This is a genomic window from Xanthomonas pisi DSM 18956, from assembly GCF_001010415.1.
GTDB classification, from domain to species: Bacteria; Pseudomonadota; Gammaproteobacteria; order Xanthomonadales; family Xanthomonadaceae; genus Xanthomonas; species Xanthomonas pisi.
In genome coordinates this window covers 166,723-182,739 of record NZ_JPLE01000032.1, presented here as the reverse complement: position 1 = coordinate 182,739, position 16,017 = coordinate 166,723, and the positions used below count along the sequence as shown (strand labels likewise).

Annotated in this window: 17 protein-coding genes; all 17 read right to left on the bottom strand. The window is 49.6% G+C overall.

The window, feature by feature from the left end:
- Nucleotides 1–225 precede the first annotated feature (225 nt).
- On the bottom strand, nt 226–759 hold the full coding sequence (locus Y887_RS18925; RefSeq protein WP_084725985.1) for a DUF4189 domain-containing protein: 534 nt from the start codon (nt 757–759) through the stop codon (nt 226–228).
- The gene (locus Y887_RS18920) at nt 759–1,322 is read right to left on the bottom strand and encodes a type IV secretion system protein (protein WP_245879368.1); all 564 of its coding nucleotides are present in this window, start codon (nt 1,320–1,322) and stop codon (nt 759–761) included. Before Y887_RS18920 ends, Y887_RS18925 begins: the two co-directional genes overlap by 1 nt.
- Nucleotides 1,323–1,858: 536 nt before the next feature.
- Nucleotides 1,859–2,479 carry a DUF4189 domain-containing protein gene (locus Y887_RS18915; protein WP_211256989.1) on the bottom strand — a complete coding sequence of 207 codons (621 nt, stop codon included), beginning with the start codon at nt 2,477–2,479 and terminating at the stop codon, nt 1,859–1,861.
- A 343-nt stretch (nt 2,480–2,822) separates the two neighbouring features.
- On the bottom strand, nt 2,823–3,338 hold the full coding sequence (locus Y887_RS21550; RefSeq protein WP_084725982.1) for a DUF4189 domain-containing protein: 516 nt from the start codon (nt 3,336–3,338) through the stop codon (nt 2,823–2,825).
- Between the two features lie 95 nt (nt 3,339–3,433).
- Nucleotides 3,434–3,979: a type IV secretion system protein gene (locus tag Y887_RS18905; RefSeq protein WP_425476738.1), complete on the bottom strand. Its 546-nt coding sequence runs from the start codon at nt 3,977–3,979 to the stop codon at nt 3,434–3,436.
- 579 nt (nt 3,980–4,558) lie between these two features.
- Complete coding sequence (locus tag Y887_RS18900) at nt 4,559–5,110, bottom strand: DUF4189 domain-containing protein (protein ID WP_084725980.1); 552 nt, start codon at nt 5,108–5,110, stop codon at nt 4,559–4,561.
- Between the two features lie 17 nt (nt 5,111–5,127).
- Complete coding sequence (locus Y887_RS08855; protein ID WP_245879369.1) at nt 5,128–6,303, bottom strand: TrbL/VirB6 family protein; 1,176 nt, start codon at nt 6,301–6,303, stop codon at nt 5,128–5,130.
- 56 nt (nt 6,304–6,359) lie between these two features.
- Complete coding sequence (locus Y887_RS08850) at nt 6,360–7,133, bottom strand: hypothetical protein (protein ID WP_162199161.1); 774 nt, start codon at nt 7,131–7,133, stop codon at nt 6,360–6,362.
- A 69-nt stretch (nt 7,134–7,202) separates the two neighbouring features.
- Nucleotides 7,203–9,635: a VirB4 family type IV secretion/conjugal transfer ATPase gene (locus Y887_RS08845; protein WP_046963975.1), complete on the bottom strand. Its 2,433-nt coding sequence runs from the start codon at nt 9,633–9,635 to the stop codon at nt 7,203–7,205.
- Nucleotides 9,636–9,728: 93 nt separating this feature from the next.
- Nucleotides 9,729–10,031 carry a VirB3 family type IV secretion system protein gene (locus Y887_RS18895; protein ID WP_084725979.1) on the bottom strand — a complete coding sequence of 101 codons (303 nt, stop codon included), beginning with the start codon at nt 10,029–10,031 and terminating at the stop codon, nt 9,729–9,731.
- Nucleotide 10,032: 1 nt separating this feature from the next.
- Entirely contained in the window at nt 10,033–10,425 is a 393-nt protein-coding gene (locus Y887_RS18890) for a TrbC/VirB2 family protein (RefSeq protein ID WP_084725978.1), read from the bottom strand.
- Between the two features lie 62 nt (nt 10,426–10,487).
- Nucleotides 10,488–11,432: a lytic transglycosylase domain-containing protein gene (locus Y887_RS18885; protein WP_084725987.1), complete on the bottom strand. Its 945-nt coding sequence runs from the start codon at nt 11,430–11,432 to the stop codon at nt 10,488–10,490.
- Nucleotides 11,433–11,540: 108 nt separating this feature from the next.
- Entirely contained in the window at nt 11,541–12,578 is a 1,038-nt protein-coding gene (gene virB11 / locus Y887_RS08840) for a P-type DNA transfer ATPase VirB11 (RefSeq protein ID WP_046963974.1), read from the bottom strand.
- Between the two features lie 11 nt (nt 12,579–12,589).
- A complete protein-coding gene (locus Y887_RS18880) occupies nt 12,590–13,849 on the bottom strand; it encodes a TraB/TrbI/VirB10 family type IV secretion system protein (RefSeq protein WP_084725977.1) in 1,260 nt (419 codons plus the stop codon).
- Nucleotides 13,846–14,574 (bottom strand): TrbG/VirB9 family P-type conjugative transfer protein, encoded by a 729-nt coding sequence (locus tag Y887_RS18875; RefSeq protein WP_245879373.1) that lies wholly within the window; start codon nt 14,572–14,574, stop codon nt 13,846–13,848. The genes Y887_RS18880 and Y887_RS18875 overlap by 4 nt, the downstream gene beginning before the upstream one ends.
- Before the next feature lie 38 nt (nt 14,575–14,612).
- The gene (locus Y887_RS18870; protein ID WP_084725975.1) at nt 14,613–15,533 is read right to left on the bottom strand and encodes a VirB8 family type IV secretion system protein; all 921 of its coding nucleotides are present in this window, start codon (nt 15,531–15,533) and stop codon (nt 14,613–14,615) included.
- Nucleotides 15,534–15,604: 71 nt separating this feature from the next.
- The gene (locus tag Y887_RS08830; protein WP_046963988.1) at nt 15,605–15,970 is read right to left on the bottom strand and encodes a hypothetical protein; all 366 of its coding nucleotides are present in this window, start codon (nt 15,968–15,970) and stop codon (nt 15,605–15,607) included.
- Between the last annotated feature and the right edge of the window lie 47 nt (nt 15,971–16,017).

Below are 16,017 nucleotides of genomic sequence, written 5' to 3'. Positions count from 1 at the left end.
CAGGGCGGGGGGACGTCGCAAGCGGCGTTGCCCCCTGGGCTCCCATATCGCTCTGAGCATTTTGATAAAAGGACGCGGACGGCAGACCGCAGGGCGAGGCGTAGCACCAAGGGGCGTACGGTCTACACGGCTCCTTCACCACAATAAAATGAAGAAAAATTTGACACATATAAATTTCATAAAAAATTCTTCATATTTAAATTCCAAACCCATTCAGAGAATAAATTAATATTTTCTAAATATAGGGTCAGAGCATTTGGAAAAACTTTGCTTGCAAATCTTCCCTGACTTTTCGCAATGGTCGCTGGCAATTTTCCTCGCTGCCTCTATAGACGAGGCATTAGCGATGGCGCCTCCACCTCCGCCATCAGCCGGATCAATAGAGACAATGCACTGATTTCTATAAGTCAATATCACGTTACAATCAGTCGCCCCCCAGTTCTCACACTTACTCAAAGCATCTGATATAGCGTCCTTTTTAGCAAGAAAACCAGAGCTCAATCCAGTATCGCCATTCGAGGCTTGTGCAACTGCGCCCCAGGTCTTCAACCATTCACCACTAGGTCTAGGAGGTGGAGCAGAAATATAACTACCTGAACTTGAACTCCCTTGACCAGTAGAAGGCCCAGGGCCGCACACAGCACTTCCAGCTGCAGTACCGATCGGACAAGCGGTTTGAGCCAAGGCAGTGGCAGAAAAAAAAACAAAAAACAGCGACCCATGTAACACTGCTTTCGCCTTAATCATCGAACTATTCATTAAGTACCTCCCGACCTATCAGGCAAAGGAGCATTAGCAAATTTTCCGGACGGCTGCTGAGATACCCCCGTTGAATCACCCATCACCCTACCCGGAGGACTAGCTCTTGTGACCATATCTGGATTGGCATCTCGACCAATTTGAGGCGGCACATATGTCTGCGACGCATAAGATCCAGGTGGTTGCCCTTGGGGCCCAGGACTTCCAGTAGCCTGACCTGACGTCGCCACCCCAATTGCCGCATATGGTGTAAATGCGCCAAGCGTGCCCTGGAAGAACATCGCAGCCATCGGAGGTGCAGTCAGGATTAGCGTGGTCAGAATCAAGCCCATGCCGCCTTGCTGCAACGCTTGGCTACTGATTCCCGAGGTAAAATCCTGGCCCAACACGGAGCCCAGCAGCGAAGACCCCCAGAAGGCCATGGACACTTTAGTGACCATGTCCAAAGCAATGGATGTCATGACTGCCAGCACGGACATGGAGAAGAAGGTCCCAATTCCATAGAAGAGCCAACGTTGGAATAGTGATTTCGTTTGTTCAAATAGCAGACAGAGAATGAACAATGGCCCAAAGCCAACGAACAGTGCCCACGAGCGCCCTGCGCTGCTCCCATTGCCGTACAGGGAGCAAACGTACCGGGTGCGCTATCAAAGAGCTACGTCCATCGGCTTCGGAGCCTAGGCTCCAAAGCCGATGGACGTAGCAATACCTATTGACTTCTTACCCAATCCATCCGAACTGAAAGCAAATTAGAAACCCAACCGCATCGTGCCAAATTTTTCGTTGATTCGTTTACCTTCACCGCTAGTCTCGGAGCTGCAGGAGTCTAGATACGATTGACGGGCATCCCTGGTCTTGTTCGCACTGTAACCGTGACGATCAAAACGAACTATCTTAAAGTAATCCGCCATCGGCTCAACGCAACTTTTACCGGTGTTGGCCCCTACTAACTTGCCAGACATGCACATTAACGTAGCGCAAGAGTCCTCAGCATACGCTGGTGCAACGACAAACAAAAGTACCAATACTAAAGCATTCGAAGCGTTCATTTTTAAACCTCACTGATCTAGCGTGTGCAATCGAAATCGGTAAAGAGAAATTAATACCTCTCAAAAAATGGCTCAGAATAGGCAGAATAAATTATTTGACATTTTGCATCCGAACCCGCCCCACTTTCACACTTATCTTTTGCATCACGAGAAGCAATCGCAATAGTTTTTCCCGTATCTATCGAATTACCACCTTTACCCGACAAGGGAAACGCAAACGCAACACATTGATTTCTATAAGTGAGAGCAACCTTACAATCGCTTACACCTTGCTCTGAACAATGCTCAAGCGCCTCTCGTTCAGCTTCTGCTTTAGAGAATTTCCCTACCGATGACCCTCCGCCGCTGGACGGGGAACTCGCAATTGCCCCCCAAGTCTTTATCCAGCGTCCGGTAGGAACTGTTCGTGGCGGAGATATTTCCCGAGACCCATTATAATTACTCGACGATCCTGCTGATGGCCCACAAACAGCGCTACCTGCACTAGTTCCTATCGGACATGCCGCCTGAGCAATAACTGTAAAATTCGCCAGTGTACCAAATAAAATCACATGAAGAACAATAAGCTCTCTAGCGCCAAATGCCTTCATAATATTTTCTCGCAGCTCAAATAAAAGACCAGAACCCATCCCAATCAAAAGTGATTTCTTTGAGAAGACAAATGATATCAAACAAATTTTGATTAAGTCAAAATCAGAATTTGAAGAAAATTTGCTTACGGCATGCTAAGTAGGCAATTCGGGATTTCCCAACATCCTTATCACAATCTGCGACAGAGCGTTTAGACGCAACGTTAACAGTTGTCGCCGATCCAATAGCGCCCGGTTTGTATTTGACAATAGGCGATGCAATGGAAACTCATTGATCCCGCTATTTTGCACTACCTTCCATTAAATCAGGCAGCAACCACAAGAAAAAGTACGGAAGCGCGCACGAAATCACCCGCTCATATTGAAATTTCATGGCTTTAATCTACAACCAACCAACAACCTGATTTATACATAAATATCCACATTAATACTTATGAAATATAGGTTTACTACAGGCAGAATAAACGCTTCTACACTGACCGCCATACTTATTACAGTTCGCGACAGATCTGCTTATCGCAACTTCTTGAGTAGCTCCCAGCCCAGTTGCAATAGCCTTGTCCTCAATTGAGGGCCAGGCTAAGGAGACGCATTGATTACTGTAGGTCGTAATATCCTTGCAACCTTTCGAGCCATCAGATGCACAAATCGTTTTAGCTTGTTGGATGGCGGCAGACTTGCTGGTCAGGCCTTCGGAGGTACCTACACTGGCGGTAGCTTCGTCTATCCATATTGAACCCCACTGAGACTCCCATTCGCCGGTAGGAACTGCCCGCGGTCTTGGAGCCTCTTGTACGCTTCCACCTCCAGTTTCAGGAGAAGGGCCGCATGTAGCAGCACCTGCCGCAGTGCCAATTGGGCAAGCAGTTTGCGCCCTCCCAGTAAAAGTTGGCAAAAGAAAAGCAATTGAAATCAATATCAAACTAATAGTTAGACGCATAAAAACCTCTAGCTAGCACCTGGAAATCGCCTATAATTTCAATACTGATATCATTTTCCTCTAACAATGCAGTCAAATACCTAAGATCGCCACCTCTAAACTCGGTCCTGATGAGCTCCCTTAGCACCTGCTATCATTTCGCTATTTGAATTGCCAAGAATACGCGGCCCTGGATTCGACACTCTGGTACCCCCGTTTGAATTTTCCCTTCCGGTATCAGCCGGCACGGTTGGAGCATAACCATAAGATCCAGGCGGCTGCCCCTGCGGGCCCGGACGGCTCGCAGCACCCGAAGCCCCAGTCGCCGCCCCCATTGCCGCATATGGTGTAAATGCGCCAAGCGTGCCCTGGAAGAACATCGCAGCCATCGGAGGTGCAGTCAGGATTAGTGTGGTCAGAATCAAGCCCATGCCGCCTTGCTGCAACGCTTGGCTACTGATTCCCGAGGTAAAATCCTGGCCCAACACGGAGCCCAGCAGCGAAGACCCCCAGAAGGCCATGGACACTTTGGTGACCATGTCCAAAGCAATGGATGTCATGACTGCCAGCACGGACATGGAGAAGAAGGTCCCAATTCCATAGAAGAGCCAACGTTGGAATAGTGATTTCGTTTGTTCAAATAGCAAACAGAGAATGAACAATGGCCCAAAGCCAACGAACAGTGCCCACGAGCGCCCTGCGGTGCTCCCATTGCCGCGCAGGGAGCAAACGCACCGGGTGCGCTATCAAAGAGCTACGTCCATCGGCTTTGGAGCCTAGGCTCCGAAGCCGATGGACGTAGCAATACCTATTGACTTCTTACCCAATCCATCCGAACTGAAAGTAAATTAGAAACCCAACCGCATCGTGCCAAATTTTTCGTTGATTCGTTTGCCTTCACCGCTAGTCTCGGAGCTGCAGGAGTCTAGATACGATTGACGGGCATCCCTGGTCTTGTTCGCACTGTAACCGTGACGATCAAAACGAACTATCTTAAAGTAATCAGTCATCGGCTCAGCGCAACTTTTACCGGTGTTGGCCCCTACTAGCTTGCCAGACATACACATTAGAGTCGCACAAGCATCACCAGCTTCAGCTGAAGCACTCACAGTCATTAATGAGAATACGCAAAGTAGGAAAAATTTCATTACACTCTCCACCATGGATGTATTTCAATAGAAAATTTCACTTCGATTATTCTGGCCACCTAAGCCCCTAACCTCAGCCAGCCTATCTAAGCTTCAGAATCTTTCAAAAATCTGCTCAGAACAAGCAGAATAAATTATACTGCAACCACCTCTTTCGTGTGTTTTCTCGCAGAGTGATATTGCTTTTGAACTAGCTATTTCTACAGATCTTTCGCTGACGACAGCACTTTTGCCTAGTCTAGATTTTGGAAAAGCATATGCAACACATTGATTCCTGTAAGAAAGAGCGATGGTACAATCTTTCTCCCCACCTTCGGAACAACGCGCCAAGGCTTCTATTTCCGCTTCTTTTTTTGAGAGCTTCCCAACCGATGCACCTGAACCACTAGTGGGAGAACTTGCAATCGCGCCCCACGTTTTGATCCAGCGGCCTAGGGGAACAGCACGAGGAGCAGGAATTTCTTGGCTCGAAGCATAACCAGTAGAAGACGAAGGCGCTGGCCCACATGTTGCACTACCTGCAGCAGTTCCTATTGGACAGGCGGTCTGAGCTTCAGCAATACCATCGAAGGTGAAATTGCACACCAAAAAGAGAAAAGCGAAACCACCGCTTTTAGCCAAAGAAAATCTCATCAGCGTCACCATCAAGTAAGTGGAATTCTTTAGGTATTATCCGAAGAAGCTTGGCCTCTGGTACCTGCTAGCACTGTTGGAGAACTTTGCGGAGTTCCCGTTCTTACTGTTGGTAAACTTGAGGAGGGTTGACTAGTTTGCTGACTTCTCTCCACCTCATTCTGAGGCGGCATATATCCATATGAACCTGGCGGCTGCCCCTGCGGGCCCGGACGGCTCGCAGCACCCGAAGCCCCAGTCGCCGCCCCCATTGCCGCATATGGTGTAAATGCGCCAAGCGTGCCCTGGAAGAACATCGCAGCCATCGGAGGTGCAGTCAGGATTAGTGTGGTCAGAATCAAGCCCATGCCGCCCTGCTGCAACGCTTGGCTACTGATTCCCGATGTAAAATCCTGGCCCAACACGGAGCCCAGCAGCGAAGACCCCCAGAAGGCCATGGACACTTTAGTGACCATGTCCAAAGCAATGGATGTCATGACTGCCAGCACGGACATGGAGAAAAAGGTCCCAATTCCATAGAAGAGCCAACGTTGGAATAGTGATTTCGTTTGTTCAAATAGCAGACAGAGAATGAACAATGGCCCAAAGCCAACGAACAGTGCCATCGCGATGCGATAGAGCAGCATCATGGAACCAGCCACAACAGCTGGGCCGCCAGTCCCAACACCAACCATCCACATCGCACGGGACTTCTGCGAGTCCAGTGTAGGATCTTGTACAACGTCGAGCACGTCGATGCTGGACAGAGCGACCTGCATCCATCCCAGGCTCTCGTCTACCTGGTCTTCCGGCGTCTTGTTTTCGCCCGTGATCGCATAGGCGATCTCCTTCTTCACATCGTCGTTGACGAACTTCTGGATGAAGGGACTGGACATGCCGATCGAAGCCGCAATCGCCACAATCAACGCGCTTTTACACATCGTCACGATGAATGCGGCCATCGACTCCCGACTACGGCCTGTGATCATGTTGAAGCCCTGGATCATCACCCAGATCGTCAACACGATCATTGCAACGCCTGAAACCCAGAGTGTAAAACGCCCCAGAAGATCCGCTTCGAAGTCGGAAATTCTATTCGTCAGATAACTCATGATCTGGCGATAGAAGACGAAGTCACCGACCGACGAGACACCCGGATAAGGACTGAGTGCCTGCACACTCAGATTATTCATCCATTGCCCAAAATTTGAAATTCCATTTGCCATTACAACACCTCAATCAACGATTCGGGCAACGACGAACATCCTGACAACTCCACCTACTAGTCTTCAAGCGCTTTAGCAAGAGCGGCAGTTTTCACAACAGTGCCCAATATACTCTGCTTCCCACGCAACATATCTTGCGTAAGTGCGCGCTGATTATCTTCCAACGCGGCGATATATGTGTCATAACCCTTGACTTGATTATTCACTTGCTCAAAAGTCTTTGTCATGCGCGTATTCGTATCATTCAGAGAATACATGGAAGCATTAAGATCACCTGGCTTCGCACTGAAATTGCGAAGGGACATCAGCTTGTTCAAGCTCTGATCCATGGTCGGCATAGTTTCAGCCAGAAAACCAACAACGTAGTTATAGCGTTGATTCTTCATATACTGAATAGCCACACAAAGCTGCTTTTGTTGCTCGCGCGGATTACTATTCGCAAATCCGGTAGAACTACTTAGCATGCTCGTGATAGACGACATGCTAAAGCTGATACCGCTGCCGCAACGCTCGAATCCAAAATTAGGCGACACCGGCTCAAGTTTGACGCCACTCGGCAGTCCGAACGTATTAATCATAGACTGCAACTGAACCAGGTTTTGCTGAAGCAGCTGAAATTGTTCAGTGTATTGGGTGTACTCCACTCCCCACTGTTGTACGGTGGCAAGCATATTCTTAATGGACTCTCCAATCGCAGCCACGTCTATAACAGGAACGCCAGTAGCTCCAGCGTTAAGCGGCACCAAGGTCAGGCCGAGACTGGCATACAAGGAAACAGCCAAAATCCGGGCTTTTAGTTTTGGAAATCCAACTTTCAACTGACGACTCATGGAAGTTCTCCTAGCATTCATAGTTGCGATAACAGTGACAAAATAGAGCTTCAAAAGACCGATCACATTCTAAACCACTGCTTTTCTTTTACCAGAACCCTTTCTATTTTCGTAAAACGCCGGAAGCCATTCTTCTGGAGGTACATCGTTGGCGGACACGTGCAGCCGAGCGGCCGCATCGTTAACCGAAGTATGCATGATCTCAATATTGTCAGTGGATGCTGAAATAACCGCCAACGCATCGTCCATTCCACGCAGGTTGAGCTGGCAGACGCTGGAAGCGTGCCCTTGCTTGACGAGGAAACAGCGTGAGCGCTCGTCCAACCCAATCACAACCTGATACTCCGCCTCGCTCAACTTCAACCCGTTGATGTAATCCTCGCGATCCGCGTTGGGATTAGGCAGAAGGATCAACGTCGCTGTCTGCTCGATCAGCGCAGCCGAGATATCGCTTTTCAGTGCGTCTTCCGGGCTTTGAGTCGCGAAAATACCTAAGCCGTTCTGCTTACGGATGGTCTTTTGCTTGTTTTTCGCGAACTCCTTCAAGGCACCGCCGCCATCAAGAATTTTCCAAAACTCATCCATGACGTAGATCAGCGGACGCCCATCGATCAGCGTTTCCAGCTTGTGGAGCAAATAATTAATCACTGGCACACGCACTTCAGGATTATCGATGACGTCCGTATAGTCGAAACCAATAATATTGGCTCGGGACAAATCGATGGTATCGACAGGATTATCAAACACCCATCCAAGAGAGTTACCGGAGGTCCATCGGCGCATACGCGCGAACAAGCCGTCATCTCCCATATTGGGCAAGCTTTTTTGGAAATTAGTCATGCTGCGCAGATGCATTGGTGTGTCTAGGATGTTTTCCACAGCCCGGAAGATGTCCTCCTCCTCTCGCGAACTGTATTCACGCTTGCCCGCCAACACCTTGATCAAATCCGCTAAGAATTGAACATTACTTTCATTTCTCTCGCATTGAAATGGATTGAAACCGGTAGGCATCCCGTTATCGAGCGCCAGGTAATTACCACCGCAGGCACGCACAAAGATTTCGGCACCGCGATCTTTGTCGAAGAAGAAAATTGTCGGCGCAGGCTCATATTTTTGAACCTGACTCAGCAAAAAATTGATAAGCGCGGTCTTGCCCGTACCAGACTTACCAATCACCATTGTATTGGCGATCGCCTTCTCTCCGAGCGAGTTTTCACCTGGGTGAGTCGCGTGAAAGTTGAAAAAGTAAGGCTGACCATTCGTGGTCTGGAGCGTGGTGACACAATCTCCCCAGGGATTATTGTTTCGCTTTCCCGTCGCAAAATTATGAAGCGGAGACAAACCGAGAAAATTCAATGAGCTGACATTGGCAATGCGTGTGCGATACCGCCAGTTGCCCGGCAGCTGCGAATAGAACGATGATGCGACTGCAAGATCTTCCTTTGCAGAAACAAATCCACCGTTCGACAGTTCCGCGCGCGTGGCAGCGATATTTTGCGTCAAAGAGTCCTGACTGTCCGCATAGACAGCCATCGTGAAATGATATTCGCCAAGGACAAAATTACCGGAGGCAATCTGGTCCATCGCCATATCCAGCTCTATGATCTGGCTAACAGCTTTATCTCCAGAGGAGATCATCATGCCCTTCGTGCGGTCTAGTACGCGCAGAGCATCCTGACGTCCAATCGGACTAAAGGAATGCGTAATCACATACTCGAAATCCAGGTACTTCAGACCATTCAAGATCCCTGGATATGTGCCCTCGGCATATTCTTTGACATTCAAAAGCGCGCCAAAATGGTTAACGCCGTTGGGAGTATTGATCACGTAATCGCCACTTTTGGACGAAAACATGTGCCGACTGACAGGCAAGTATTCATTGACCGGCGCCGTCAGAACGGGAACCGGCTCATCAATTCTGTTGATAAGATAAGCAAAGAATTCAAGGGTCTCTGAAAAGACCACTCCGTTCTTTGCTTCATAGATACCGAGGCGATAAGGAGCATAGTCACGAATGACCGCCTCGACGTTGCCAGCGAGCTCAATCAATTTCGCCACTGCCTGTTCCTGGGCAGCCTGCAACCGTTTGATGTCTTTAGACTTCTCTGCGAATCGCTTACCGGCAACCATGGGCCGATAAAGCATCGTCAGGTAGAGCTCATTCTGCATGAGCCGCTGCGACGACAACATTTCAAAATATTTTTCAGATAATTGATGGTTGAACAAATTACTGTAGCTGCCTTTCTGCGTCAGCTTTCTTCTACGCCGCACGTCATGCACCCAGAAAGCAACATTTACGAAATCTGGCGCCCGCAAGGTCTGAAGTAACCTATTAAAGGTATTGTGCCGATGTTCAAGCTCCCATTCATCACGACCAACAAACGGCAAACCTTCCAAGTGCCATGTCAGCAGATAGTCGCCCCCAGTCGTCTTGACTACATTCGTCGCAACGTGAGACGAGAAAGGAATGAATTCGCTTATGGAAGTATCTGGGTTGAACATCAGCTTGACCTGACCCCTGTGGGTAATCCTGAAAATACGAGGAAGTCGGCGTCTTGCGACGCCGACCCCTAGACTATCAAAAGCCTACCGATTTCACGGTGGCGGGCTTTTCCGATAACTGTTGGGTGAAAAAATCCATTTTCCTGAATTGGCGCGCACATTCCTGACTCTGAATTTGAACTGCCACCGCAACCCTAACAGGCGAAATATCATCTCATCACGCCGCGCCATTTGGCGCATTATGAAAATAATGACGGGAATGAGAAAAAGATATAGCAAATTTGTATACATGGAAAAAACCAGCGTCCCGCCTGCACCGATAAAAAACGGAACATAAGGCACCCCCAAAAACATTGCGGGCCTGGTGCAACCGCGGAAGACGACGTTTTTCTTCATGTCAGGCGGTCAAGAAAGGCAGGCTGTGGGTGACAAAAGCGTTCACCGCTCCGCAGGAGCCACCAGCCCCCGTACCCAACAGCATGCGGGCAATCTGCCCAGCTGCTCCGATCAGAACACCACCGATCAAGATCGGCGCCACATCACCAATCCGCTTGTGTGCAAATGCGATTTGATAACCTGCAAAAATCACTGCAATGGTAACCACTGCAATGGAGGCGATGTTAAGAAGCCCAGTGATACTTGTAAAAAATTCACAGGTCTTTGTATCGGTGCCACCAAAATTTTGCGCGAAAGCTGAGGATGCAGACAAGGCCGCTACAAATATTGCAGACTTGAAAACGGTTTTTGCTGTGCGCTGGATCTCGGGGGAAGTGAGTTTGGCATGCTTCATTGTAAATCTCCTTATTAAGGCCCAACATGGTGGTGCACCTACCGGATCGGCCATGCCGGAGGCTAGAAAACAAACGCCGCATCCCCTACTTTCACGCTTTGCTGCTGTGAAGGGGCGGCTGCAGGAGCTGGCTTGTTTGGGGCGGCCTGCTTTTGAGGAGCACCTAGTATCACCGGTACCCGTGAACTCATCAATACGGCAACCTCTCCGTCACTCGAGATATTTGGAGATGCTTGGGAGCCATTGGGCGATCGTGAAGAGTTTGCATGCCTTGAGTCAGCCAATTGCGCATCTCTCCCCGCGCTTCGGGGAACTTGAGGCATCGAGCCCAGTTCCCCGCCTTGATCTGAACGCATTGACCCGGCTTCCATGCCCGCGGCGCCTTGAGGAAAAACCTGAGCCGCATCTTGTTGAGACAGTGGGTTAGCGCCCTGCAGACGGTCGTCTATCACACGTGACAAAAGACGATCCGGCAACGACTGGAGTGATGCTTTGACTGACTTCACCGGGTGACGGACCTGGCTCTGCGCTTCGCCTACCAAAGGGATAGGAGCAGCGCTCGACTGCCCATTGGCTTGTGCCATCGAGTTGAACACTTTTTGCACGTAGCCATGCCGAAAACCAGTGACAAAATTTCCTGAGTAATAGCAGCTAAGCGCTTTCCCCCAATCTTTCCCAGATCGCTGATAGCATTCTGAAAGAATAGCGGAGCCAGCTTTCAAGTTTGGGCACTGCTGAAATGCTTGCTCATAAGACTGCAAACCATATTTCGACAGATTGTAGCGATTTACTTGAGCAAGCCCCAGTGAAAAGTTGTAGCCCTTCTCCTGGAGCATCTGAACAGTGGAAAGCGCTTCACCCAGATTCTTCGGCTGTCGCATAAGTCTGCCACCCACAACCCCAATCGCATAGGGATTATGAGAGGACTCGACGTGGACGACATGCTGCATCACCGAAAGCGGAGCAGCCATTTCTCCACATGCCATCATTTCAATTCCAGGGAGCACGCTACACCCCTCTCTCTTCATCAAAATTTAAGCAGACTTTCGATTCGCGCAAAGAAATATTTGAAGCGAATTCAGTCGAGACCGGAAAAGGCGAACTCCTTTTTCTCATCATGACTGAAAACTCCTCTCTGGATTGAAATCAATACCGGTGATGTATCTACGACCTTCGTGCGCTTTAATGTGGACAACGACATCGATTGTCATCATCAACAACCGTTTGATCACATTGAACTCCAAACCAGAACCCTCGGCTGAAGCCTTTACCATCAATGCCAATTGGTCCCAAGTCTGCTCTGGACTACCGGCATGACAACTGGTAATAGATCCAGGATGTCCAGATGCACAATTTCTTATGAAATAAAACGCTTCATCGCCGCGCAACTCAGCCAAGATGATTCGATCAGGCTTCATGCGCAAACAGGCCTCCATGCAGCTCTTGGCTGTCACGTTGCTAGCGCTCTGCCCACCCTTTGAGTAGAGGAGATGAACTACATTCGGCTGCGAAATAAACAATTCGCGCGCGTCCTCGATCGTCACAAGACGCTCGCTTCCGGGAATGTGGTTGACCAGCGACTTCATGAAGGTCGTTTTACCGCTACCGGTCGCTCCAGACACAACGATGTTTTTCTTGTAGAGAACAGCTTGCCTGAAAAACTCGGCATACTGCCGGCATTGGCGAAGCATCAGAAGCTCTTTGTCATGCTCACTGATCTCTCCGCTGTGCTCCAATATCTGATCGAAGAATCCATCCTCTTGATATTGAGAAAGCGTTTTTGTGTGTTTCGAGGGCAGGCGAATTGTGATCGAGACTTTACCGGCATCACATGCGGGAGGAACCACAAATTGGGCGCGCTGACCCGTGGGGAAGGTTAGTGAAACAACCGGATCAGCGTCGGTAATGCGCTGACCCGTGTTACTTTCATTCACCACCGCTGTGCAGAATTGACGCGCACGCTCGAACGTCAAGCTGGGCACCTCTACCCGCTCCCAACCACCGCGGGTCTCCAGATACACTTCCCCCGGACGATTTATGCAGATCTCGGTCACTTCTGAAGACAGCATATATCCCTGAATACCAAGCACACTGTACTGGTACTCAAGAAATTCGCTGGATGCCTTTGAGACGGGCGAAACTTCTACGTCCACGTGCGCTCTCGTTACCTTCTTGGCAATACGTTTGTAAAATCGACATCTTTGGCAACATACACATTAACCAGCGAACCCTGGTTGATAGTGACAGTGGCTGGCCGCCTCATGCTTTCTGTTGCCGCATCGTTTGCAATACGCTCCATTGTTCTAGCGGTAGCGCTTTCATAAGGGGACTGAACTTCAACACCAGTCTGAGATACCGTGGTCTGTTCGGGACCGTACTCAGCAGCAGCGTATTTGAAGGCATCCGCCAACAGGCTAATCATCAAAGCAGAAGACAAGCGCTGCCCCCAGTGCGCATCGTACTGCCCCGGATGTCCAGCACCACCCAAGCCGTCTATCCCAGGGCTCGACATAGATACATCGATGCCTGTTGGTGTAGTGATGCGATCCCAGATAACGGAAACACGCTGTCCAGTCGGACCTCCACTATAGCTACCATAAATTTTTGAGCCCTTGGGCAGCAGCAACGTTCGACCATTTATTGAATAAACCGGCTCAGTGATAAGGCACGACGTGAAACCGGGGATGTCAGTAATCACCCTCGTTTCCAAAATGCAGCGCAAATAAGTGCCGCGTACGAGCAACGCATCCGGATGTCGAATGAATTGTGCGCTTGTTACTTTCTGCTTGTCAGCCTCGCTACCGTCTTCCGAGCCAGCTGCTCCTGCTTCGCCTGCAGGATTGAGACCAGCCAAGATCGAATTGGAATACTCCTCGGCACTCATTGGACCGCTGCCGCCAGAACCCGCAGCGCCGCTACCTCCAGCAGAGGCCATCCGCCGCTCAGCAAGTGTCGGACCAGCTGGACGATTGCTTGCTGGATAAACTGGCTGCGGATAATCCGGAGTTTGCGGGGGCGGAAGGGGTGGTGGCGCGAGCGAAATAGGCGGAACGTCTTGCTGAACTTCGACCTGCGCCGGAGCATTTGCCATTTTAGGAAGGCTGGGCGCGGTCACGGTAGCCGTAGGTTCCTTCTTTGCTTCCGCTTCATTTCGGTTAGTAGCGCTCTTATAAAGAAAAAAAGCGAGCACAAGCAAAACCAGCACAATCGCACCAAGGAAAAACAGCGCTTTTCTATTAAGCCGCTGATCTTCTACCGAACGAAGCTCAGGCGCTGAGGCATCCAGGTTTGGCAGCGGCTGCGCTTGAGTACGAGCAAAATAGGGGTTATTAGGATCCTGACCGCTATTTGGAGCCTGCGTGCGATCGTTATCGCCATTGTCCTGGCGACCCTCATTGTTCTCGGGAGGATTATTTTGGCTCATTTCTTTACATTCCTCCGAAGACCGACGACATTACTTCCATGTCTGATAACCAAATAGGGGTATGTACCATGGACAATGAGCACATTCCCTTCAACTGTAGTGTTGACTACAAAATCTTCGCCATGCTCTTTCTCACGACCGAACACTGCCGGAAAATTTCCTGTCTGGAACTTACTTGAATCAGTAAGCTTTAGGTACGTAAATCGACCGTCATCATATGCACTAACTGGTACAAGCCACCCTAGACGGCTACGCGTGGCGTAGGAATAGTCAAAATAGTACTGCCTGTCTTTGGATAGCTCAGTACTGAGCAAAGGCTTCGCATCTTCTTCAACTGTGTCTTTTGCGACCGAAAACTGCGAGTCGCTAGGATAATTGAAAACCACCTTGTACTGAACACCCGCGCGACGCGCCTGCTCAAGTTCGCGCCAGTCAGTAGCAACAACCTTGAGCTCAAAAATATATGAGTGCGTTTCGGTTCTGACCATCATGTTGGTATCAACATCGACGTTCTTAGGCTTTAGATAAAAAACATTATCTCGCCGAGTCAGCTCCCAACCGCTACTGAAACCAGTACTGTAATCGAGAATCTTTTCGTTAGGATTCAACTCGATCTGAGTTGTAATCCCCAAACCAGTGCGGATCGGATAGATCTGATCAGACTTATAATCGTAATAGTCGACCGCTTGCGCATGAACGCTGACCGACGACCCGACTGCTGACATCCCGGCCAAGAGCCACACTATCAATTTATTCCTATACTTCATTGACCTCTTGCTCCGTCAGTTCCAATCGAGATCCCTTCGGCCGATCCTGCCGCATCAGGCCCTGTCGTTGCGGGTACTGCAACGCCAATCGCCGGAGCAGCCAAGTCTGGATTCGGATTTGCAATAACCTGAGGCTGGGCGCTACTAGTCGACGCGCTGGGGCCAGTGGCAGAAGACCCGACGTCTGGCGGGGCCTTATCATAGTCGTTGTCGACGCGATATTCGGTCACTTGGAATCCTAAAGGATTTTGCAACCGATCTTGCTCATCCAACTTTAGATTATTATTGTAATCAAAAGCCAGTGTGATCAACTTGTTGTCGATAAAAGTCGAGATGCCAGTCGTTTTTTCATACAGGTTACGCTGTATTCTGACAGCAGCCCCCCTGAATCCGCCGGAGGCTCGCTGCCCCAGAGGAGTGATGCTGAGAATTTTAACGCGGATCGACTTTGCTTTTCCGTACTTTAGAAAAGGATTATCCGGGTTAGTCTCCATGTACAGTTGCTTATGCCCGGCGCCGACCTGCGTAGTAGACATGATAAAAACGAGATTCCAATCACGCAATGTCATGATCTCTGAGTCATAGGACTCGCGTGCCGTTACATATTGCGCAACATTACTCCGATTGATCGCCTCACTAGATGTAATCTGCTGGTTATAGAAGTCACCCTGAAGCCTGGCAACAGTAGCAGTCCCGGTGGAAGCATCGGCCATTACAAGATACGGAACTTTTTCTTTAAGCGGCAGCATGTAGTAATAACCACCCGCCAACATGACAGATACCGCCAAAGAAGTAGTTGCAACCATCCAGGCACGCCGTTGGCTACGTTGCGCAAGATCTGCAATTGTCAGCTCGTAGTTGACCGCTTTCGCAACCGCTTGATCAACTTGGTGACTGGGTTCTTTCTTACGGAACATAAGTAATCCGCTTCCACCTATTTTACAAAAATGCTGCGTATTTTATTAGCGCAGAGACGAGGGCTAAAGCATCAACCAGCCGACTTAGAAACAGGCTGAACGACTATCTGATTTCCAACAATCGCTACGTGTACTCCCTGTGTCGCATAAACCGCACTGAGCTCATCCACCGCTTGCTTTACGCTAGTTGTTTCTATTTTTGCGACTGCGGCATATAGCGTGTAATCAGAGGTAATGTTGTAAGCAAGCGTCATATTGGAGTCCTTGACCCAACGCTCCAACATTGTTTTTAGCGTACCGTCCATCGGAGTAGCTTGATAGACGTAGGAAGCGTGCAGCGGCAACTCCATCGGCGTCTCTGCAAAACGATTCACCGGCTTCCACCGCCCGCCGAAATCTGCGGCAGGCTTTGTTGCACATGAAGCCAGCGCGAGCATGGTCAGCACAAGACATGTAATTTTCAAGGTATGACCCTTCTTCACGC

Excerpts from the sequence above, each read along its gene's own strand:
- Y887_RS18925 (WP_084725985.1), bottom strand. The coding sequence starts at position 759 with ATGAATAGTTCGATGATTAAGGCGAAAGCAGTGTTACATGGGTCGCTG.
- Y887_RS21550 (WP_084725982.1), bottom strand. The coding sequence starts at position 3,338 with ATGCGTCTAACTATTAGTTTGATATTGATTTCAATTGCTTTTCTTTTG.
- Y887_RS18900 (WP_084725980.1), bottom strand. The coding sequence starts at position 5,110 with ATGGTGACGCTGATGAGATTTTCTTTGGCTAAAAGCGGTGGTTTCGCT.
- Y887_RS08855 (WP_245879369.1), bottom strand. The coding sequence starts at position 6,303 with ATGGCAAATGGAATTTCAAATTTTGGGCAATGGATGAATAATCTGAGT.
- Y887_RS08850 (WP_162199161.1), bottom strand. The coding sequence starts at position 7,133 with ATGAGTCGTCAGTTGAAAGTTGGATTTCCAAAACTAAAAGCCCGGATT.
- Y887_RS08845 (WP_046963975.1), bottom strand. The coding sequence starts at position 9,635 with ATGTTCAACCCAGATACTTCCATAAGCGAATTCATTCCTTTCTCGTCT.
- Y887_RS18895 (WP_084725979.1), bottom strand. The coding sequence starts at position 10,031 with ATGAAGAAAAACGTCGTCTTCCGCGGTTGCACCAGGCCCGCAATGTTT.
- Y887_RS18890 (WP_084725978.1), bottom strand. The coding sequence starts at position 10,425 with ATGAAGCATGCCAAACTCACTTCCCCCGAGATCCAGCGCACAGCAAAA.
- Y887_RS18880 (WP_084725977.1), bottom strand. The coding sequence starts at position 13,849 with ATGAGCCAAAATAATCCTCCCGAGAACAATGAGGGTCGCCAGGACAAT.
- Y887_RS18875 (WP_245879373.1), bottom strand. The coding sequence starts at position 14,574 with ATGTCAGCAGTCGGGTCGTCGGTCAGCGTTCATGCGCAAGCGGTCGAC.
- Y887_RS18870 (WP_084725975.1), bottom strand. The coding sequence starts at position 15,533 with ATGTTCCGTAAGAAAGAACCCAGTCACCAAGTTGATCAAGCGGTTGCG.
- Y887_RS08830 (WP_046963988.1), bottom strand. The coding sequence starts at position 15,970 with ATGCTCGCGCTGGCTTCATGTGCAACAAAGCCTGCCGCAGATTTCGGC.